General features: G+C 75.8%; 19 protein-coding genes. 10 read left to right on the top strand and 9 right to left on the bottom strand.

From position 1 onward, the window contains the following. The first annotated feature begins 7 nt into the window (after positions 1–7). Positions 8–1,633: an alpha/beta hydrolase gene (locus ACFVUH_RS24625; protein ID WP_387915370.1), complete on the top strand. Its 1,626-nt coding sequence runs from the start codon at positions 8–10 to the stop codon at positions 1,631–1,633. An 80-nt stretch (positions 1,634–1,713) separates the two neighbouring features. On the opposite strand, the gene ACFVUH_RS24630 is transcribed toward ACFVUH_RS24625, so the two are convergent. The 4 genes from ACFVUH_RS24630 to ACFVUH_RS24645 form a co-directional block, all read right to left on the bottom strand. Then, the gene (locus ACFVUH_RS24630; protein ID WP_387915371.1) at positions 1,714–2,970 is read right to left on the bottom strand and encodes an NAD(P)/FAD-dependent oxidoreductase; all 1,257 of its coding nucleotides are present in this window, start codon (positions 2,968–2,970) and stop codon (positions 1,714–1,716) included. Between the two features lie 140 nt (positions 2,971–3,110). Continuing rightward, on the bottom strand, positions 3,111–3,542 hold the full coding sequence (locus tag ACFVUH_RS24635; protein ID WP_387915372.1) for a nuclear transport factor 2 family protein: 432 nt from the start codon (positions 3,540–3,542) through the stop codon (positions 3,111–3,113). A gap of 5 nt (positions 3,543–3,547) precedes the next feature. After that, entirely contained in the window at positions 3,548–4,351 is an 804-nt protein-coding gene (locus ACFVUH_RS24640; protein WP_387915373.1) for an MBL fold metallo-hydrolase, read from the bottom strand. Between the two features lie 131 nt (positions 4,352–4,482). Then, positions 4,483–5,784 carry an MFS transporter gene (locus ACFVUH_RS24645; RefSeq protein ID WP_387915374.1) on the bottom strand — a complete coding sequence of 434 codons (1,302 nt, stop codon included), beginning with the start codon at positions 5,782–5,784 and terminating at the stop codon, positions 4,483–4,485. A gap of 101 nt (positions 5,785–5,885) precedes the next feature. Between ACFVUH_RS24645 and ACFVUH_RS24650 the strand changes: the two genes are divergently transcribed. Together ACFVUH_RS24650 and ACFVUH_RS24655 are read left to right on the top strand one after the other, a co-directional pair. Further along, positions 5,886–6,986: a DUF5937 family protein gene (locus ACFVUH_RS24650; RefSeq protein ID WP_387915375.1), complete on the top strand. Its 1,101-nt coding sequence runs from the start codon at positions 5,886–5,888 to the stop codon at positions 6,984–6,986. Between the two features lie 38 nt (positions 6,987–7,024). Then, positions 7,025–7,891 (top strand): PhzF family phenazine biosynthesis protein, encoded by an 867-nt coding sequence (locus tag ACFVUH_RS24655; protein WP_387915376.1) that lies wholly within the window; start codon positions 7,025–7,027, stop codon positions 7,889–7,891. A 21-nt stretch (positions 7,892–7,912) separates the two neighbouring features. On the opposite strand, the gene ACFVUH_RS24660 is transcribed toward ACFVUH_RS24655, so the two are convergent. Next, positions 7,913–8,545: a DUF4262 domain-containing protein gene (locus tag ACFVUH_RS24660; RefSeq protein ID WP_387915377.1), complete on the bottom strand. Its 633-nt coding sequence runs from the start codon at positions 8,543–8,545 to the stop codon at positions 7,913–7,915. Positions 8,546–8,659: 114 nt separating this feature from the next. Between ACFVUH_RS24660 and ACFVUH_RS24665 the strand changes: the two genes are divergently transcribed. Beyond that, positions 8,660–9,892: an aminoglycoside phosphotransferase family protein gene (locus tag ACFVUH_RS24665; protein WP_387915378.1), complete on the top strand. Its 1,233-nt coding sequence runs from the start codon at positions 8,660–8,662 to the stop codon at positions 9,890–9,892. A 79-nt stretch (positions 9,893–9,971) separates the two neighbouring features. On the opposite strand, the gene ACFVUH_RS24670 is transcribed toward ACFVUH_RS24665, so the two are convergent. Further along, positions 9,972–10,244 (bottom strand): ferredoxin, encoded by a 273-nt coding sequence (locus ACFVUH_RS24670; RefSeq protein ID WP_387915379.1) that lies wholly within the window; start codon positions 10,242–10,244, stop codon positions 9,972–9,974. Further along, complete coding sequence (locus ACFVUH_RS24675; RefSeq protein WP_387915380.1) at positions 10,241–11,482, bottom strand: cytochrome P450; 1,242 nt, start codon at positions 11,480–11,482, stop codon at positions 10,241–10,243. The genes ACFVUH_RS24670 and ACFVUH_RS24675 overlap by 4 nt, the downstream gene beginning before the upstream one ends. A 416-nt stretch (positions 11,483–11,898) precedes the next feature. On the opposite strand from ACFVUH_RS24675, the gene ACFVUH_RS24680 reads away from it, so the two are divergent. The 4 genes from ACFVUH_RS24680 to ACFVUH_RS24695 all read left to right on the top strand — a co-directional run bounded on the left by ACFVUH_RS24680 (position 11,899) and on the right by ACFVUH_RS24695 (position 14,325). Then, positions 11,899–12,984 (top strand): S-(hydroxymethyl)mycothiol dehydrogenase, encoded by a 1,086-nt coding sequence (locus ACFVUH_RS24680; RefSeq protein ID WP_355376113.1) that lies wholly within the window; start codon positions 11,899–11,901, stop codon positions 12,982–12,984. Beyond that, on the top strand, positions 12,981–13,619 hold the full coding sequence (locus ACFVUH_RS24685; RefSeq protein WP_355376111.1) for an MBL fold metallo-hydrolase: 639 nt from the start codon (positions 12,981–12,983) through the stop codon (positions 13,617–13,619). Before ACFVUH_RS24680 ends, ACFVUH_RS24685 begins: the two co-directional genes overlap by 4 nt. Before the next feature lie 69 nt (positions 13,620–13,688). Beyond that, positions 13,689–14,090, top strand: a complete 402-nt coding sequence (locus ACFVUH_RS24690) for a TIGR03618 family F420-dependent PPOX class oxidoreductase (protein ID WP_355376109.1) — start codon at positions 13,689–13,691, stop codon at positions 14,088–14,090. Between the two features lie 55 nt (positions 14,091–14,145). After that, entirely contained in the window at positions 14,146–14,325 is a 180-nt protein-coding gene (locus ACFVUH_RS24695; RefSeq protein ID WP_355376106.1) for a hypothetical protein, read from the top strand. A gap of 73 nt (positions 14,326–14,398) precedes the next feature. On the opposite strand, the gene ACFVUH_RS24700 is transcribed toward ACFVUH_RS24695, so the two are convergent. Together ACFVUH_RS24700 and ACFVUH_RS24705 are read right to left on the bottom strand one after the other, a co-directional pair. Further along, the gene (locus ACFVUH_RS24700) at positions 14,399–15,598 is read right to left on the bottom strand and encodes an alpha/beta hydrolase family protein (RefSeq protein ID WP_387793827.1); all 1,200 of its coding nucleotides are present in this window, start codon (positions 15,596–15,598) and stop codon (positions 14,399–14,401) included. A gap of 145 nt (positions 15,599–15,743) precedes the next feature. Further along, entirely contained in the window at positions 15,744–17,027 is a 1,284-nt protein-coding gene (locus tag ACFVUH_RS24705) for a DUF5685 family protein (protein ID WP_387915381.1), read from the bottom strand. Between the two features lie 130 nt (positions 17,028–17,157). Here ACFVUH_RS24705 and ACFVUH_RS24710 point away from each other — a divergent pair, with 130 nt between their 5' ends. Next, positions 17,158–17,721, top strand: a complete 564-nt coding sequence (locus tag ACFVUH_RS24710; RefSeq protein WP_355376098.1) for an XRE family transcriptional regulator — start codon at positions 17,158–17,160, stop codon at positions 17,719–17,721. Next, complete coding sequence (locus ACFVUH_RS24715; RefSeq protein WP_387915382.1) at positions 17,718–19,280, top strand: MFS transporter; 1,563 nt, start codon at positions 17,718–17,720, stop codon at positions 19,278–19,280. The genes ACFVUH_RS24710 and ACFVUH_RS24715 overlap by 4 nt, the downstream gene beginning before the upstream one ends. Positions 19,281–19,314: the final 34 nt, after the last annotated feature.

Genomic DNA, 19,314 nt, shown 5'->3' on the forward strand with positions numbered 1-19,314 from the left:
AGGTTTCGTGTCCCGTATCACCAGCGCGGCACTGGCGGTGACCAGTGCCCTCGCCCTCGTCGCCGGCTCGGCCGCGGCGGCCGTCGCCGCCCCGTCCGCCGGCCCGGCGCCCGAGGCCAAGGTGGCACCGGTCGACTGGAAGCCGTGCAATCCCGATCCGAGCCAGCCGGACCCGAAGATCTACGACTGCGCCGTCTACCAGGTGCCGCTCGACTACGACCACCCCAACGGCGAGACCACCGGCATCGCGATGATGCGCCGCCGCGCGAGCGACCCGGCCAAGCGGATCGGCTCGCTCTTCATCAACCCCGGCGGGCCGGGCGGCAGCGGCTACATGTGGGCGACCACCACCCGCTTCGGCAAGGACGTCCAGGACCGCTTCGACCAGATCGGCTTCGACCCGCGCGGCGTGGAGCGCAGCAACCCGCTCAAGTGCTTCACCACCGACGAGGAGGCCGCCGGCGTCAACGACCGGATGGTCGGCGTCCCGGTGACCAAGGCGGAGATAGCCCGGACCATCGACGCCACCGAGGACTACAGCGACGCCTGCTCGCGCAACGCCGGCCCGCTCATCGAGCACATGTCGACCATCAACGTGGTCCGCGACCTCGACCGGATGCGCCGCGCCGTCGGCGACAGCAAGCTGAACTTCGTCGGCTTCTCCTACGGCACCCTGATCGGCGCCACCTACGCCGGCATGTACCCGGACAAGGTCCGCGCGCTGATCGTCGACGGCAACGTCGACCCCAACCTGCGGATGCACAACGGCATCGAGTACGACCGCCAGCGCGCCACCGGCTTCGAGGTCGCCCTCGCCGAGTACCTCAAGCGCTGCCAGACCGCGGGCGCCCCGCGCTGCGCCTTCGGCGACGGTGACACCCGCACCAAGTTCGACTCCCTCCGCGACCGCCTGCGCACCGGCCCGGCCACCCTGCCGGACGGCACCCAGGTCACCCTCTCCAGCTTCACCGGCCAGGTCGCCAACGCCCTGTACGCGCAGAGCCGCCAGGCGCCGCTGGCCAAGTCTCTCCAGGCGCTCTACTCGGTCGTCAACGCCCCGGCCGCCGCCGCCCAGGGCCTGGCCCCGGTCGCGCCGGTCGACCCGGCCGTCGTCGAGGACGCCAAGGTGCTCGCGACGGAGGTGCCGAACGCGCTGCGCGAGGCCCTGCCGGAGACCGCGTACTCCGCCGACGATTCCTACTACGGCGTCAACTGCCAGGACAAGCCGTACCCGTCCAACCCGTGGACCTTCGTCAACCTGGCCAAGGCCTGGGAGAAGGAGTCGCCGACCTTCGGCCGCTACCAGGCCTTCGACGGCCCGACCTGCTCCAGCTGGCCGGCCCCGGCCCGCGACGCCGAGCGCTTCACCGGTCCGTGGAACAAGAAGACCGCCGCCCCGGTGATGGTCGTCGGCAACCTCTACGACCCGGCCACCAACTACACCTTCTCCCAGCGCATGCAGCGCCAGCTGGGCAACGCGGTGCTGGTGTCGGTCGACGTCGTCGAGCACTGCGCCGTCGGCCGCAGCAAGGAGCTGGGCAAGCTGGTCACCGACTACCTGGTGAACCAGAAGGCCCCGGCCGCCGGCCAGCTGCTGAAGCCGGACGCCGAGGCGTTCCCGCCGGTCGCCTGACACCCGACCACCGCGAATCAGAACGGCCCGCTCCCGGAAACAGCCTTCCGGGAGCGGGCCGTTCGGCGTACCCGGGCCGCTCAGAGATCGGTGAGGGGGACGGCCGGGTCGGCGAGGGCCTTCACGTCCACCGGGCGGCCGGAGCGGACCAGTTCGCGGATCGGGTCGGTGACGTCCCAGACGTTGACGTTCATGCCGGCCAGGACCCGGCCCCCGGAGAGCCAGAAGGCGATGAACTCGCGGGTGGCCGGGTCGCCGCGGAACACCACGCGGTCGTAGCCGCCGGGTTCGACGTAGCCGGTGTACTCCATCCCGAGGTCGAACTGATCCGTGAAGAAGTAGGGGACACGGTCGTACACCGCGTCCTCGCCGAGCATCGCCCGGGCGGCGGTCTGCGGCTGGTTGAGGGCGTTGGCCCAGTGCTCGACGCGGAGATGGCGGCCGAAGAGGGGGTGGTAGGCGTTGGCGACGTCGCCGGCCGCGTGGATGTCGGGGTCGGAGGTGCGCAGGTGCTCGTCGGTCTTGATGCCGTTGTCGACCGTCAGGCCGGCCGCCTCGGCGAGCGCGGTGGTCGGGGCGATGCCGACGCCCACCACCACCGCGTCCGCCGCCACCGTCGTTCCGTCCGCCAGCCGGACGCCGGTCACCCGGCCGCCCTCGCCGGTCAGCTCGGTGACCTGCACGCCGAAGCGCAGGTCCACCCCGTGGTCACGGTGCAGGTCGGCGAAGACCTGCGCCACCTCGTGGCCCAGCACCCGCAGCAGCGGCAGTTCGGCCGCCTCCAGCACCGTCACCTCGGCGCCCGCCGTCCGCGCCGCGGCCGCCGTCTCCAGCCCGATCCAGCCCGCGCCGACCACCACCACCCGGGCGCCCTCGCGGAACGCCCCGCGGATCCGCTCGCTGTCCTCCACCCGCCGCAGGTAGTGCACGCCCTCCTGCTCCGCCCCGGGCACCGGCAGCCGGCGCGGTACCGAGCCGGTGGTCAGCAGCAGCTTCGCGTACTCCACCCGCCCGTCGTCGGCGAGCGTCACCGTGTGCGCGGCCGGGTCGATCGCGACCACCGGCGTGCCCAGCCGCAGCGTCACGTCGTGCTCGGCGTACCACTGCGGCGGATGGACGTAGATCTTCTCCCGGTCGGTCTTGCCGAGCAGGTAGCCCTTGGAGAGCGGCGGGCGCTCGTACGGGCGCTCGTGCTCGTCGCCGATCAGCACGATGCCACCGGTGTACCCGGCCTCGCGCAGCGCCTGCGCGGCCTTGGCGCCGCCGAGGGAGGCGCCGACGATCACGAAGGGGCGCTGCCGCCCGCCGCCGTCGGTGCCGCTGCTGTCCGTGCTCATGGTGAACTCCTCGTTCTCCGGCGGAAATCACGGACAGCCTGCCGCCGGCCGGGGGAGCTGTCGAGAGCGCGTCCGGCGCGCCGCGCGGGCTCCCCCGAACGGGTGACGCGCTGGGCAGGGCGTCAGGGCGTCAGGGCGTGTCAGGGTGTCATCGCGTCCCGGACCAGCGCGGTGTCGGTGAACTGCTCGAACCGCACGATCCGCCCGCCGCGCACCGTGAAGTGGTGCACCACCCGCACCGCCAGCGGTCGGCGGGTGGCCTTGTGCACCGCCGTGTACCGGCCCAGCACCACCACCTCCTCGCCGGCCACCACGTACCGGTCGTCGTGCGCCGTCCAGTCCTCCCACTCGGCGGCCAGCCGCTCCATCACCCCGCCGGTGACGCCCTTCGGCGTGCGATAGGTGCCGCCCAGCGGGAAACCCTCCATCTCGGTCCACTCCACGTCGTCGGCGAGCGTGCTCCGCAGCGCCCCCAGATCGCCGCGCGCCGAGGCCAGGTACTGGCGGCGGACCACGTCGGCCGGGGCGTCGGACTCCGCGAAGGCGGCCTCGGACCTCGGGATCTCGATCATCGCACTCAGCCCCAGCTCAGTTCGCCCTTGGCGACCTTCGTCCCGAGGTCGACCGCCAGCGGCATGCCCAGCTCCGGGAAGCGCCGCTCCAGCGCCGCCCTGGCCGCCGCCGCGTCCGGCGCCCGGCCGATCTCCGTCTCGAAGGCCCGCAGGTAGTCGCGGGTGTGGTCGATCGACGAGGTGTCGGTCGGCGCGCCGTCCGTGCGGTGCCCGGCCACCACGAACGCCGGCTCCAGCGCCGCCATGCCGTCCAGCAGGTCGATCCAGGCGGCCCGCTGCTCCGGCGTCGGCGTGTCCGCCGTCCACACGTGCAGCCCCTGGAACAGCAGCACGCCGCCGAGCACCGCGCGGTGGTGGTGCTGCCACAGGTAGTGCCGGTCCGGCAGGTGGAAGTCCGCGCCGCGCAGCTCGAAGCGGTGCCCCTCGAAGACCAGCTCGTCGCCGTGCAGCACCTCCGGGCGCACCAACCGGGTCGGCAGCTCCGGCCCCAGGTGCGCCCAGGCCCGCTTCTTGGCGTCGAAGGTCTCCTGGATGTGCTCGACCGTCGACGCGGTGGCCAGGAACCGGGCCTGTGGGAAGACGTCCTGCAGTTCCTGGGCGCCGAAGTAGAAGTCCGGGTCGCCGTGGCTGACGAACACCGTGGTCAGCCGCTTCCCGCTCGCCTTCACCCGGTCCGCCAGCCGCCGCCCGTCGGACCGGGTGAACCCGGCGTCCACCAGCAGCGCGTCCTGCGGCCCGGTGACCAGCACGGAGGTCTTGTCGAGCGAGCTGTCCGGGCTGTCGATGACCTCGAAGTCGAGGGCGCTCATGCGGTGTCCTTCCTCACGACCGGAGCCGTGCGCGTGCGCGCGCGTGCCTCGCCGCCCAGGATCGGCGACCGGGGGCCCGCCCGCACCCCGGGCCGCGCCCCGGTCCGCACCCCGGGCCGCAGCGCCGATCCTCAGCCGGCCGGGCGGAGGCGGGCGACGGCGGCCGCGGCGAGGAGGGTGACGGCGGCGAGGGACGGCCACAGGACGCCGGGCCCGGCGGCGAGCAGGGCGGTGAGGACGGCCGGGGCGAGCGCGCGGCCGACGCCCATCGACAGCTCCCAGCGGGCCAGGGCGCGGCCGAGCAGGTGCGGCGGCGCGCTCGCGGCGACCAGGGCGGTGCCCGAGCCGGAGTAGAGGATCTCGCCGAGGGTGAAGAGCACCGACACCACCGCCACGGCGGACGCCCCGGCGGTGCCGCCGATCCCGGAGGCCGCCCAGAAGCCCAGGTAGGAGAGGGCGAGCGCGGTGCCGCCGAGGGCCAGCAGGGTGTGCCGGGAGCGGTGGGCGAGGCGGAGCACCACGGCCAGCTGGAGGGTGATCACCAGCACGGTGTTGCCCACGAAGATGCCCGAGGACCAGGCGGCGGAGGCGTGCAGGTGCAGTACCAGCAGCGCCGGCAGGGCCACCTCCAGGACGTCGAAGGAGAAGGCGAAGGGCAGGTTGGCCACGCTGAGCAGGGTGATCCGGCGCAGCGCCGGGCTCCCGGCGGGCCCGGTGCCCGCAGGGCCCTCGGACGCGGCAGGGGCTGACGGCGTCCGGGGCGCGGACACCCGCAGCGAGTGCACCAGCGCGGCCGACAGCAGGCACCCGACGGCGGTCACCCCGGCGAGCAGCCGCAGCGTCCCCGGTCCGCCCGCCACCGCGAGGGTGGCCAGCAGCGCGCCCGCGCCCAGTCCGGCGTTGCGCAGCGTCCGCCCGGCCGCCAGCGCGGCGTCCCGGGTGCGGCCCTCGGTGAGCGTCGTGACGACGGCCGCGTGGGTGGCGGGCCAGGACTGGCTGCCCACCCCGAGCAGCACGGCCGCCGCCACGAACCCCGGCGTGCCGTCGGACAGCAGCAGTGTCACCGCCCCGGCCGCCCGCACCAACAGGGTCGCCGCCGCCGGCCGGCTGCGGGCGCCCCGGTCGATCCACCGGCCGGTGAGCGGGAGGACGAGCAGGCCCGCGACCATCCCCGCGGACATCGCGAGGCCGGCCGTCCCCGCGTCCAGGGCGAGCACGCCGATGCCGTAGAGCAGCAGGAACGGCCGCAGCAGGCCGGTGCCGAGGGCGTCCACCAGCAGCGCCGCCGCGTAGCGCGGGCCGCCCGCGGCGGTGAGCAGGCCGAGCAGGGCGGCCGGTCCGCTGCGGGGCTCCGGTGGGGCGGGGGAGGGTGCGGGGGACCGGGCGGGGGAGGGGGCGGGGGAACGGTGCGGTCGGGTTCGGGTCGGGTTCATGACCGGTACCGTCGGCCCGCGCCCGCCTGGAGGGCACGTCGATTGACGAGTCCCGCCAATCGGTGCCGGGTGCCGTCGTCGCAGCTGACAGGATCGGAGTCGTGAGCCTGACCATCGACATCACCGGCCTGCCCGACGAGCGCCTGCTGTTCACCCCCTCCCCGCTGGCCGAGCTCAGCGCCATGCTGCACGTGCTCGCCGAACCGGCGCACCACCCCGCCCTGCACGGCTGGGCGGCGAGTACCACGGCCACCGTCCCGCCCGCGCTCGCCGACCGGCTCGGCGAGGCGGAGTTCCTCTGGCGCTCCTCGCGCGCCGACTTCCTGGTCCCCGGACTGCCCGGCGCCACCCTCGCCGAGGAACTGGACGCCGTCGACCGGATCGACGACGAGCAGTACGTCCGGGCCGCCCTCGTGATGACCTGCGGCGCCTCCCGGCTGGCGCACCGGTTCGCCTCGCCGCTCACCGACCCGGTCGCACAGGAGCGGGCCCGCGACCTGGCCCTGGCCCGCGGCCCCCGGCAGGCCGACTTCGCCGACCGGCTGCTCACCGACCCGCCCGCCGTCCGGGCACTGGTCCGGCGGCTGCTGGAGGACTGCGCGGACGCCTTCTTCGCCGACGCCTGGCGCCGGGTGCTGCCCGAACTGGCCTCCGACGCCCGCCGCAAGACCGACCTGCTGGTACGGCACGGCGCGGCCGAGGCACTGGCTGCCGTCTCCTCCGCGGTGCAGCTGGAGGACACCGGCGAGGGGCGGCGCCGGATCGTCGTCGACAAGCTGCAGGACAACACCACCAGCGGGACCGCCGGCGGCGGCGTCACCTTCGTCCCGACCGCGTTCGGCCGTCCGCACCTGCTGGTGGTCTCCGCGCCCGGCTGGCGGCCGGTGGTGCAGTACCCCGTCGCCGAGGAGGGCGGCGGGACCGAACCGGTCTCGCTCGCGGTGGTCCAGCAGCGGCTGGAGGCGCTCGCCCACCCCGTCCGGCTCCGGCTCGCCCGCACCATCGCCCGCGGCCCGCACACCACCGGCGAGCTCGCCGCCGCCTGGCAGCTCAGCGCGCCCGAGGTGTCCCGGCACCTGGCGGTGCTCCGCAAGGCCGGCCTGCTGACCACCCATCGGCGCGGGCGGTACATGCACTACCAGCTCGACCTGGCCGGCAGCGCCCGGCTCGGCACCGACCTGCTGGAAGCGGTGCTGCGGTGACGGGGAACACGGAGCGGACGGGGCACGTTCGAGCGGTCATGACCAGTGACGACGCCGCCCCCGGCGCACCCGAGATCCTGCGCTACGCCGCCTTCGCCGCCGACCCGGCGGGCGGCAACCCGGCGGGCGTGGTGCTCGACGCGGCCAGCCTGTCCGGCGAGCGGATGCTCGCGATCGCCGCCGAGGTCGGCTACTCGGAGACCGCCTTCCTGACCCCCGACCCGGCGGGCGGCTACGCGGTGCGCTACTTCAGCCCGCTCACCGAGGTGCCGTTCTGCGGCCACGCCACCGTCGCCTCCGCCGTGGCGCTGGCCGAGCGGGTCGGCCCGGGGCACTACCTCTACCGCACGGCGGCGGGCGAGGTGCCGGTCGAGGTCGCCGAGGACCCCGACGGCGGCCTGCGCGCCACCCTCACCAGCGTCGAGCCGCAGGTCACCGAGGTGGACGCGGCCGACGTCACCGAGGCGCTCGCCCTGCTCGGCTGGGCACCCGAGGACCTCGACCCTGCGCTGCCGCCCCGCTGCGCCTACGCGGGCGCCCGGCACCTGGTGCTGGCCGCCGCCACCCGTGAGCGGCTGGCCCGGCTCGCGTACGACTTCGACGGCCTCGCCGCCTTCATGACCGCCCGTGAGCTGGTCACCCTCCAGCTGGTCTGGCGCGCCGCCCCCGACGTCTTCCACGTCCGCAACCCGTTCCCGGTCGGCGGCGTCGTCGAGGACCCGGCCACCGGCGCGGCGGCCGCCGCCTTCGGCGCCTACCTGCGCGCCCTCGACCCCGCCGTCGCCCCGGCCGCCGTCACCCTCCACCAGGGCGAGGACCTCGGCCGCCCCGGCATGCTCCACGTCGACCTGCACTCGGCGGCCCCACGCGTTCGCGTCTCCGGCGCGGCGGTGGCCATCCCGTAGAGCAGGCGGGGTCCGCCGGGTTCAGGGGGCGGCGTCCGCCTCGGCCGACGCCGCCTCCTCCGTCCAGACACCCTCCGGATGGGCGGCGACCGGCAGCCAGAGCCGAGGCTGCGCCCGGCAGCCGGGGGAGGCCTCCGGGTCCCAGGGCCAGCGGTGGTTCCGGTCGGGCCAGAGCAGCTGGAGCACCGGGACGGCGGCGCGGCGGTAGAACCCGACGGCCGTGCCGAGCAGCGGCCGGAGCCAGCCGGCATCGACGGGCCTGACCAGCAGCGGGTAGCCGTCGATCACCCCGGTGAGCAGGCTGTCCGGCTCGGCGGAGGCGCCCTCGCGCAGCCGGGCCACGGCCTCGTTGAGCCAGTTCATCTGGCCGTACGCGTCCAGCCCGAACATCGCCAGCTCCGGGAGACGATCGGTGTGCCAGCGGCCCACCGTGAAAGCCCAGTCGGGGACGGACCCGCCGCCCCCGACGCCGACCACGTGGTGGCCGTGCGTCAGGACGTCCCCCGCCGCGCGCTTCCAGCGCCGGGAGACCCGGGGCGCCCCGCCCGGTCGGCGGAGCAGCGAGCGGATCGAGCCGGAGCGCTTCGTCTCCTCGGCGGCGCAGATCACGCAGGGGCAGACCGCCGTGGTCGCGGGGGCAGGGGGTGTGGTCATGCGGGCTATCAGAACACGCGGCTCGGGGCGGTGATCCGACGAGGCCGCCGCCCCGACCGGACCCCGGCCCGAAAACCGGTCGCGCGGGTGGGGCGGGTGCGGGAACCTGCCACGGTGAATCAAGCGGATGTGCGGACGGTCGGTGTCCATCTCACCCACGGGGGCGACTACCTCGGGCCGGTGGGTCCCTTCGAGGTGGGGGAGCCGTGGTGGTCGTCGGTCGGGTCGGTGGTGGAGCGGGTCTCGGGCGAGGTCGGGGTGCCGGTGGCGGTGGTCCGGCTGGTCGCGGTGACCGGCGGGGAGGGCGGTCGCGGCGGGCACCCGGTGTACCACGTGGAGGCGCTGGAGCGCCCGGACGGACGGGCCGCACGGCCGGCGGACGCCGGGACCGCGGCGCTGCTGGGGCCGGCCGAGCGGCGGGCCGGCTGGGCGACGCCGCAGGGGCTGCGGGCGGCGCTCGACTGGGCGGAGCGGGCGCTGGCGGCGGCCGGACGGCCGGTCACCGGGCGCGCCCGGCAGGTCCGCACCTGGAACCTGTCCGGCCTGTTCCGGTTGCCGACGGCCACCGGCCCGGTCTGGCTGAAGGCGATCAACCCGGCGTTCAACGCTCGTGAGGCGGAGGCGATCGCGCTGTTCGGCGCCGCCGACCCGGCGCTGGTGCCGGTGGTGCTCGCCGCCGACCCGGCCGAGGGGCGGGTGCTGCTGGACGAGGTGCCCGGGGAGGACTGCTGGGGCCCGTCGGAGGCTGCGGTGGCGGACGTCGTGCCGCGGCTGGTCGCCGCGCAGGCCGCGCTCGCGGCCGACGGCCGGGCCGCCGCGGCGGGGCTGCGCGACCGCACCCCGCGCGCGCTGGCCGCCGCCGTCCCCGGGCTGCTCGACCGGCTCGCCGCCGGGTCGGAGCTGACGGCCGGGGAGCTCGCCGCCGCCCGGGCGCTGGCCGGGAGGCTGCCCGCGCTGGTCGAGGAGCTGGCCGCCTGCGGGCTGCCGGAGACCGTGGTGCACGGCGACTTCCACCCGGGCAACTGGCGCTCCGACGGCGGCGGGCCGGTGGTCCTCGACTTCGCGGACGCCTGCCTCGGCCACCCGGTGGCCGACGCGCTGCGGCCCCGGGCCTTCGTGTCCGGGGAGCGGTGGGCCCAGCTGGCCGGGGAGTGGGCGCGGGCCTGGCGCGAGCGGGTGCCGGGCTGCGCGCCGGAGCGGGCGCTGGAGCTGGCCCCTCCGCTGTTCCACCTCGGGTACGCGCTGCGGTACCAGGAGTTCCTGGACCACATCGAGGACAGCGAGCGCCCGTACCACGAGGGCGACCCGGCGGCCGAGGTGCGGCGCGCGCTGGAACAGGCCCGCTGACCCCCGGGTTCCTCCGGAGCGCCGTCGGCGCCGCGCGGGCGGGGGCGCGGCGCCGACGGGCGGTCAGCGAGCCGGACGGTCACCCGGCGGGGCTGATCCGGCGGCCGTCGCGGGTGCCGTACAGGGTGAGCGCCTCGACCGGGCAGTAGTCGACGGCGTCGGTCAGCTCCGGGGTGAGCGGTTCCCCGGCGGCGCCGGTCGGCTGCTCGCGCAACGGCCGCGCGAGGCCGTCGGCGCCGAGCGCCAGCGAGCCGGGTGCGGTCATCGCGCACATGCCCGAGCCGATGCACCGGTCGCGGTCGACCTGGACGATCACCTCCGGCCCGGTCCCGGCCGTGCCGTGGCCGGTCACCAGGCGACCTGCAGCCGCTGCGGGCTGCGGGTCAGCAGGCCGCGCCGCCAGTCGATGGCCTCCTGCGGCGCGGCCAGCCGCAGCGCGGGCAGCCGCCGGGCCAGCCGGTGCAGGGCGAGCTCCAGCTCCATCCGGGCCAGCCAGGCGCCCAGGCAGTGGTGCGGTCCGGCGCCGAAGGTGTACATCGGCGCGGCGAGCGGGGAGAACAGCTCGGTCAGCAGGTCCCCGGTGAACACCCCGGGGTCGGTGTTGGCGGCGTTGACGTCGGCGGCGACCACGCTGCCGGCGGGGATCCGCACCCCGCCGATCTCGACGTCCTCCGCCGCCCGCCGCAGCAGACCGGGCAGCACGTCGGCGTCGCCCAGCGGGACGACCCGCAGCAGCTGTTCGGTGGCGGCGGCTGCGCTCTGCTCGTCGGAGGCGAGCTGCTCCCAGGCGTCGCGGCCCTCGCCGAGGAGGTAGACGAGGGCGTTGCCGAGCGAGGTCATGGTGGTCTCGTGCCCGGCCACGACCAGGCCGATGACGAGCGTGACGATCTGCTCCTCGGTGACCCCGGGGGTGTCGGCGGCGGCCGTCAGCAGGCCGCTGACCAGGTCGTCGCCGGGCGCGGCGCGCCGCTCGGCGACGACCTCGGCGCCGAACGCGGCGAACTCGTCCATGGCGGTGCGGATGGCCTGCGCCGTGAAGGCGGTGGTGGCCAGGGCGTGGTCGCTCCAGTGCTCCAGGCGCTTGCTGTCGAGGAGGTCCAGGCCCATCAGCCGGCTGATCACGGCCACCGGCAGCGGACGGGTGTAGCCGGAGACGATGTCGGCGGGCGAGCCCCCGTCGATCAGCTCGTCGATCAGGCCCTCGACCACCGAGGCCACCCAGGGGCGCCAGCGGGCGATGGCGCGCGGGGTGAACGCCCGCTGCACGGTGCGGCGCAGCCGCTGGTGCTCGACGCCGTCGATGTTGAGCAGCCCGTTCGGGTCGTCGAGCAGGTTGGGGGTGAGGGTGAGCGGCGGGGCGTCCGGCGTGTGGAGCGGGGCGCGGCCCAGGCGCGGGTCGGTGAGCACCTGCCGGACGTCGCTGTGCCGGCTGACCAGCCAGACCGGGGTGCCGGTGGGCAGGGCGGCCAGTCGGGGCGGGCCGGGCGCGGTCAGGCGCAGGCAGTGCAGCGGCGGCAGCACGGCCGGGGCCGGGCCGGGGGGAGTGGCGGTACCGGTTCCGGCACCGGTGGCACTGTTGTCGGCGGACATCCGTACTCCAGTCTCCAGGGCGGTGGCCGCCGCGGACGGCGGCCGGCGGGGGGTGGATCCGGGCGGTGCGCGGGGGACGGGCGGGCCGGCCGACAGGTGTGCCGGGTGTGCCGGGTTCGCTACGACCGTACGTGGGCGACGGTCCGTCGTCAGCGAGGTTTCCGGCCAACGCCGGGGAACCGTGGGCATGGTGAGAACGCGGCGACGGCCCGGGGGCGCCCGACGGTGACCGCGCGCCCGGTGGTGCGCCCCGGGGTGGGCCACCGCGGTGAGCCGGATCACCCGGGACGCTCCCCGACCCGCCGCCGGACCGGGCGCTACGCTTCGTGGGCGAGTCGTCCGACTCGTGTCGACCGACCGTGTCGACGCAGGTCACGCCGGTGCAGAGCGGCACCGGCCGACGGAGGTGGAACCGGATGGGCCAGCAGGTCAAGGCAGTCGTCGCGCGCGCCAAGGGTGCGCCCGTGGAGGTGACGACGATCGTCGTGCCCGACCCCGGGCCGGGCGAGGCGGTGGTGCGGATCCAGGCCTGCGGCGTGTGCCACACCGATCTGCACTACCGCGAGGGCGGGATCAACGACGAGTTCCCGTTCCTGCTCGGCCACGAGGCCGCGGGCATCGTGGAGACGGTCGGCGAGGGCGTCACCGAGGTCGCGCCCGGCGACTTCGTCGTCCTCAACTGGCGCGCCGTCTGCGGCCAGTGCCGCGCCTGCAAGCGGGGCCGGTCCCAGTACTGCTTCAACACCCACAACGCCAAGCAGCGGATGACGCTGCTCGACGGCACCGAGCTGTCCCCGGCGCTGGGCATCGGCGCGTTCGCCGAGAAGACCCTGGTCGCCGCCGGCCAGTGCACCAAGGTCGACCCGGCCGCCGACCCGGCGGTCGCCGGGCTGCTCGGCTGCGGCGTGATGGCGGGCATCGGCGCCGCGATCAACACCGGCAACGTCGGCCGCGGCGACACGGTCGCGGTGATCGGCTGTGGCGGTGTCGGCGGCGCGGCCGTGCTGGGCTCGCGGCTGGCCGGCGCGTCGAAGATCATCGCGGTGGACATCGACGACCGCAAGCTCGCCACCGCCGAGAAGCTCGGTGCCACCCACACCGTCAACTCGAAGAGCACCGACCCGGTCGAGGCGATCCGCGAGCTGACCGGCGGCCACGGCGCGGACGTGGTCGTCGAGGCGGTCGGCCGCCCGGAGACCTACCAGCAGGCCTTCTACGCCCGCGACCTGGCCGGCACCGTCGTCCTGGTCGGCGTCCCGACGCCGGAGATGAAGCTGGAGCTCCCGCTGCTCGACGTGTTCGGGCGCGGCGGCGCGCTGAAGTCCTCCTGGTACGGCGACTGCCTGCCCTCCCGGGACTTCCCGATGCTGATCGACCTCTACCTCCAGGGCCGCCTGGACCTCGGCGCCTTCGTCAGCGAGACCATCGGGCTCGACGCGGTGGAGCAGGCGTTCGAGCGCATGCACCAGGGCGATGTGCTCCGTTCGGTGGTGGTCCTGTGAGCGACACGACCGCCCGCGTCGACCGGCTCGTCACCGCCGGCACCTTCGAACTCGACGGCGGCAGCTGGGAGGTGGAGAACAACGTCTGGATCGTCGGCGACGACACCGAGGCCGTGGTGATCGACGCGGCCCACGACGCCGCCGCGATCGAGCGGGCGCTGGCCGGGCGCCGGCTGCTCGCCATCGTCTCCACCCACGCGCACAACGACCACATCGACGCCGCCCCGGAGCTCGCGGCGCGCACCGGCGCGCCGATCCTGCTCCACCCGGACGACCTGCCGCTGTGGAAGCTCACCCACCCGGAGCGCCTCCCCGACGGGGAACTCGCCGACGGGCAGCGGATCGAGGTGGCCGGCACCGGGCTGACCGTGCTGCACACGCCCGGCCACGCCCCCGGCGCGGTCTGCCTGTACGCGCCGGACCTCGGCACGGTGTTCACCGGCGACACCCTCTTCCACGGCGGCCCGGGCGCCACCGGCCGCTCGTTCTCGCACTTCCCGACGATCATCGACTCCATCCGCGACCGGCTGCTCACGCTGCCCGCGGACACGGTGGTCCGTACCGGCCACGGCGACCCGACCACCATCGGCGCCGAGGCCCCGTCCCTCCAGGACTGGATCACCCGCGGCCACTGAGCGCGCGGGGGCACCCGAGGCCCGGGCCCGGCGGTCCTCCGCCGGGCCCGGGCACGTACGATCGCGGGCATGGCCCATGACCCGCGTGCGCTCGACGACGCCTTCCTCGCCTTCTGGCGGGAGCGGCACATCTCCACCCTGACCACCCACCGCCCGGACGGGTCGCCGCACGTGGTGCCGGTGGGCGTGACGTTCGATCCCGGGACCGGCGTCGCGCGGGTGATCAGCAGCCGCACCAGCCGCAAGGTGCGCAACGTGCTGGCGGCCGGGGAGGCCGGGCAGCGGGTGGCGGTCTGCCAGGTGGACCGGGCGCGCTGGTCGACGCTGGAGGGCGTGGCCGTGGTGCGCGACGCGCCGCAGGAGGTGGCCGAGGCGGAGCGCCGGTACGCCGAGCGCTACCGCGAGCCGCGGGTGAACCCGGACCGGGTGGTCATCGAGATCACCGTGGACCGGGTGCTCGGGCGCGCGTAGCGACAACTGCCGCTCCGTTTATCCGACGTTGATCGTCAGGCCCTACCGTCGGGGCATGAACGAGGGAACGACGGTGGACCGGGGCGTGCGGGCCCCGGCCGAAGGCGGCCGGATGACGGCCGAGGACGCGGACCGCTTCCGGGTGCTGCTGGCCCGGCTGGAGGACTCGCTGGCGGCGGACCGCCGCACCGGGGTGGTTCCGGCGGCGAGAACGGCGCCGGGCCGCGATGGATGAGCACCGCCCGGCCGCGCGCGTCGCGGTGCTGCCGCTGTGGCAGCGCGGCGCGCGGACGGGCGGCGACTGTGGGCTACTTGGTGAAGCGCACCTCGGGGAAGGCGCGCGAGGGCCGGTCGAGCAGCGGGGCCGGCCGGCCGAGCAGGTGCCGGTCGAAGAACGCGCCCAGGTAGGCGCGGGTGGCGGCGAGCGCGCGGTTCCCGTTGATGGTGCCGAAGCTCTCCCGGTAGGTGTCCGGCGGCAGTTGGTCACGCAGGCCGAGGTTGTCGACCAGCCAGTGCTCGTCGGAGAACGACAGGTGCCCGGCGGTGGGCATCTCCACCCAGTAGCGGGGGCCGGTGAACCGCTTCCAGTTGTCCTCCCAGTTCTGGGTGGCCTCCGGTGAGGCGCCGACCCCGGCGCTGAACAGCAGGGCCGGGCGCCCGGTGTCGTCCCCCGCCGGGATCCAGATGCTGCCGTCCAGGTTGGCGGCGGCCTTGATCCGCGGGTCCTCGCGCATCGCCTCCAGGGCGGCCGCCCCGCCGAGCGAGTGCCCGGCGGCGCCGACCCGCGAGGCGTCGATGCTCAGGCCGCGGACCGGGCCGCCGTGCCCCGGCGCGGTCAGCTTGTCGAGCACGAAGCGCAGGTCGGCGGCCCGGGCGCGGGAGGACTTCGCGCCGAACTCCGGGTCCTTCCCCTCCAGTCCGCAGGCCAGGCAGGACTCGATGCGGCCGTCGGGGAACTCCACCGAGGTCTCGTAGGTGGAGTCGACGGCGGCCACCGCGTATCCCCGGGCGGCGAACTCCTCGCCGAGGGCGGTGAGCGTGCTGCGGCTCATCCCGAAGCCGGGGGAGAGCAGGATCAGCGGGTGCCGTCCGGCGGCCGGCCGGGCGTCGGCCACGGCGTTGGTCCGGATCGTGGCGGGCTCGTCCAGGTCGTACAGGGCGCGGGACAACTTCGGTGATATGTAGGGCGCGTGGGCGCCGCGGGGCGAGTCCGCCGGGTACCAGAAGGTGGCCATCAGCTCGCGCGTCGGCGCATCGGCGCGCCACGGGTCGGGGCGGCTCGCGTCGACCAGGCGGACGGACGCCGTCCCGACCGGCCGGTGCGCGGTCGGGGCGGGCACCAGCGGCCTCGCGGAGTGGGCGGTGCCGCCGGCTGCGGCGGCGGCCACGTTCAGGGGTGCGGCCGGGGCCGCGCCGGCCAGCGCGGTGGCCGGTCCGGCCAACGCGAGGACCAGGGTGGTGGACATGATCGTCAGGGCGGCGGAACGCCACCGTCGGTTCTTCGACATGACGCCACGTTAGGTTCGCCCGGGCCATCGGCACGTCGCTCCGCCGGTGGAGCGACGGTACGCCGCGAGGGGGAGCCGGACCGGTCCCGGGCACGCCGTCCGGCGCGGTCCGGCTCCCCCTGGGGGCGTGCCCCGGCGGCGGTGCTCAGCAGTCGCAGCCGCAGTCGCAGCCGTCACAGCCGTCGCAACAGCCGCCGCAGCAGCTCGCGTTCTCCCCGCAGCACTGGCACCCGTCGCAGCAGCACTCGCCGATGTCGCAGCAGTCGTGCCGGGCGCAGAAGCCCTCGCGGGGTTCGCCGGAGAACGGGTCGTTGTGGTTGCAGCAGAGCAGCTGGCAGGTACAGCCCATCAGCGCCCACGCGGCGCAACCGGCCAGCAGGTTGCGGCCGTTGGGCGGCGGCGCGCCGGGCGGGGTGAAGCCGGGGCCCTGCGGGACCCACGGCGGGACCGGTGCTCCGGGGTCCTGCGGCGGGGCCTGGTCCGGGTCCTGCCGCGGCGGCGCCTGGTAGGGGTTGGCGGCGAGCGGGGTGCCGTCGCCGTCCTCGGCCTTGACCCGGCAGGCGGTGTGACCGGCCCGGCCGAAGACCCGCTCGACGGCGCGCTCGGTCTCGTGCGCGAGCAGCACGTGCACCAGGGTGCGGTCGGCCAGTTCGACGTCCCGCAGGGCGAGCCGGATGCCGTGCACGGCGTCCCGGCAGAGCCGCTCGGCCTCGGCGCGGTCGGTGCCGGTGGCGGTCAGCGGGTTCCAGGCGCCGCTCGTGGCGTCGGCCTCCTGGTCCTCGGCGGCGTCCAGCAGGTGCGCGAGCCGCCCGAACAGCCGCCCCGCCTCGGCCAGCGGCGCCGCGTTCCCGGGCCGGCCGGCCAGCGCGGCGGTGTGCGCGAAGGCGGCGGCGGTGGCGGTCTCGGTGGGCTCGGTGACCAGCAGCACCGAGCCGCCGACCGGCAGCGCGCGCTCCAGCCCGCCCTGTCGGGAGGCCGCGTCGAGCAGGACGGCGGTGTCGAAGCCGACCACCGAGGCGCTGCCCGCGCTCTTGCGGTCCCAGCGCCGGGTGACCGCCCGGGCACCCGCCGCCACGGACCGCCGGGCGAAGACGCCGTCCCGGTCCTCCACGTGGTCGCGGATCTTCGCCGAGGCGAGGGCCAGCGAGACGGCGGCGGCCAGCCGGGCGCCCTCGCCCCGTGCGACGGAGGCGGTGCGCATGCCGCGCAGCGGGCACGGCCCGGCCGTGCGCCGCCCGGCGCCGTCCCCGGCGGCGGCCTGGGCCTCGACCAGCACCGAGATGATCAGCCCGTCGTAGTTGGTGGCGGTCCGGGCCAACTGCCCGTGGTCGTCCCGCAGGGCCAGGCAGAGTCCGCAGAGGTGGGCCATCCAGCTGGCCTGCAACCGCTCGGACAGGCGGTGACGGCAGGGTCTGATGATGCCGAACATGTGGTTCCCCCGTGTTTCGCGTGGGCCGTTCGGCCCGTGATCGCGCACATCATATGATCGCCCGTTCGATGGCCCGGAACCCTCGACGGACCGGCCGAGCCGTTCCCGGATCCGGGATAGCATCACGGATATGGGAATCGACACGGCCGCCGACGAGCGGTTGGCGGAGCGGCTCGCCGAGTTGCGGGTCGAACGCGGATGGACGCTGGAGGAGTTGGCGCGGCGCGCGGACGTCAGCCGCTCGACGCTCTCGCGGGTGGAACGGGCCGAGGTGAGCCCGACGGCGGCGCTGCTCGGGCGGCTCTGCGCCGTGTACGGGCGGAGCATGTCCCGGCTGCTCGCCGAGGTGGAGGCGGCGCCCGCGCGGCTGGTGCGGGCGGCCGACCAGCGGGTCTGGCGGGACGAGGCGACCGGGTTCGTCCGGCGTTCCGTCTCGCCGCCGCACGGCTCGCTGCGGGCCGAGGTGATCGAGGGGCGGCTCCCGGCCGGCGGCGACATCGCCTACGACAAGCCCTGCGACACCGGCCGGGAGCACCACCTCTGGCTGCTGGAGGGCCGCTTGGCGCTCACCGTCGACGGTGCCGAGGAACTGCTGGAGGCCGGCGACTGCCTGCGCTTCGTCCCCGAGACCACCCGCTTCCGCTGCCCCGGCCCGGACGGCGCCCGCTACGCGCTGGTGGTGGTCGAGCCATGAGCGGCCTGGACGCGAGCGGGCCGGGCGCGAGCGGGCCGGGCACGCGCGGGACCGCCGCGATACCCGGGTTGCCGCCGGCCAAGGAGAAGTTCGACGCGGCCGGGCGGCGGGTCCTGCTGGTCTGCGTCGCCGGCGGGTTCACCACCCTCATCGACCAGTCGGTGCTCAACACCTCGATCCCCGCGCTGCGCGAGTCGCTGCACGCCCAGCCCGCCCACCTGCAGTGGATCGTGGCCGGCTACTCGCTCGCCTTCGGCCTGGCCCTGATCCCCGGCGGGCGGCTCGGCGACGTCCGCGGCCGCAAGTGGTTCTTCGTCGGCGGCCTCGCCCTGTTCACCCTGGTCAGCCTGCTCTCCGCGACCGCCACCGAGCCATGGGTGCTGGTCGCCTCCCGGCTGCTCCAGGGGGCCGGTGCCGGACTGGTGAACTCCCAGATGATCGGCACCATCCAGGACGTCTTCCGCGGCCAGCTGCGGGCCAGGGCGCTCGGGATGTACGCGGTCACCGGCGGCCTCGCCTTCGCCCTCGGCCCGCCGGTCGGCGGCGCGGTGCTCGCCGCCGTCGGGCCGGAGCACGGCTGGCGGCTGAGCTTCCTGCTCAACGTCCCGTTCGGACTCGCCACCGTGGTGCTGGCGGCCCGGCACCTGCCGCGTCCGCGCCCCAGCACCCGCGGCGCCGACCTCGACCTGGTCGGGCTGCTGCTGGTCGGCGCGCTGACCCTGGCGCTGATGCTGCCGTTCGTCCAGCCGCCCGGCTGGGCGGGCCGGCTCGGCTTCGCCGCCGCCGCGGTCCTGCTGCTGGCCGCGCTGGCCCGGTGGCAGCGCCGCTTCGCCCGGTCCGGCGGCCAACCGCTGATCCACCCCGCGCTGACCCGCTCGGCGCCGTACGCGCTCGGGACGGCGGTGGCGATGACCCAGTTCGGCTCCTCGCTGGCGGCCGGGCTGGTGCTGACCATGTTCCTGCAGGACGGGCTCGGCCTGTCGCCGCTCGGCGCGGCCCTGGTGGCGCTGCCCTCGGCGGTCGCGATGGGCTTCGCCTCGGCGTTCGCCTGGCGGGTGGTGCAGCGCTTCGGCCGGCGGACCGTCACGGCGAGTGTGGCCGGCTCGGCGCTGGTGATGCTGGCCGGCGGTCTGGTCGCGCTGCGGGCGCCGGCCGGTGTGCTGCCCTGGCTGCTCGCGCTGCTGCAACTGCTGGGCGGCGCCTCGGCCGGGCTGATGGGGGCGCCCAACCAGGCGTTCGTGCTGCGGCACGCGCCGGCCGAGGCGGCCGGGGTGAGCGGGGCGATCCTGCAGATGGCGCAGCGGATCGCGGCGGCGGTCAGCGTCTCGGCGCTCTCCGGCGTCTATCTGCGGGCGACCGCCGGAGGCGGCGGGCACCGGGCGGCGTACGCGTGGGCGAGCGGTGTCTGTGCGGCGCTCGCCGCGCTGGCGGTGCTGGCCTCGGTGCTGGCCGGCCGGGCGACGGCGCGCGAGGAGAAGGCCCGTGCGGAGGCGGCCCGCGCCGGCGTACCCGCGCGGACGCCGGAGGCGGCACGGGAGGGGACGCGGGCGTCCGGCTGAGCGGGGCCCGCGGGCCGGGCCCTGACGCACCGGG

Source organism: Kitasatospora sp. NPDC058032, assembly GCF_042885845.1.
Classification (GTDB): Bacteria; Actinomycetota; Actinomycetes; order Streptomycetales; family Streptomycetaceae; genus Kitasatospora.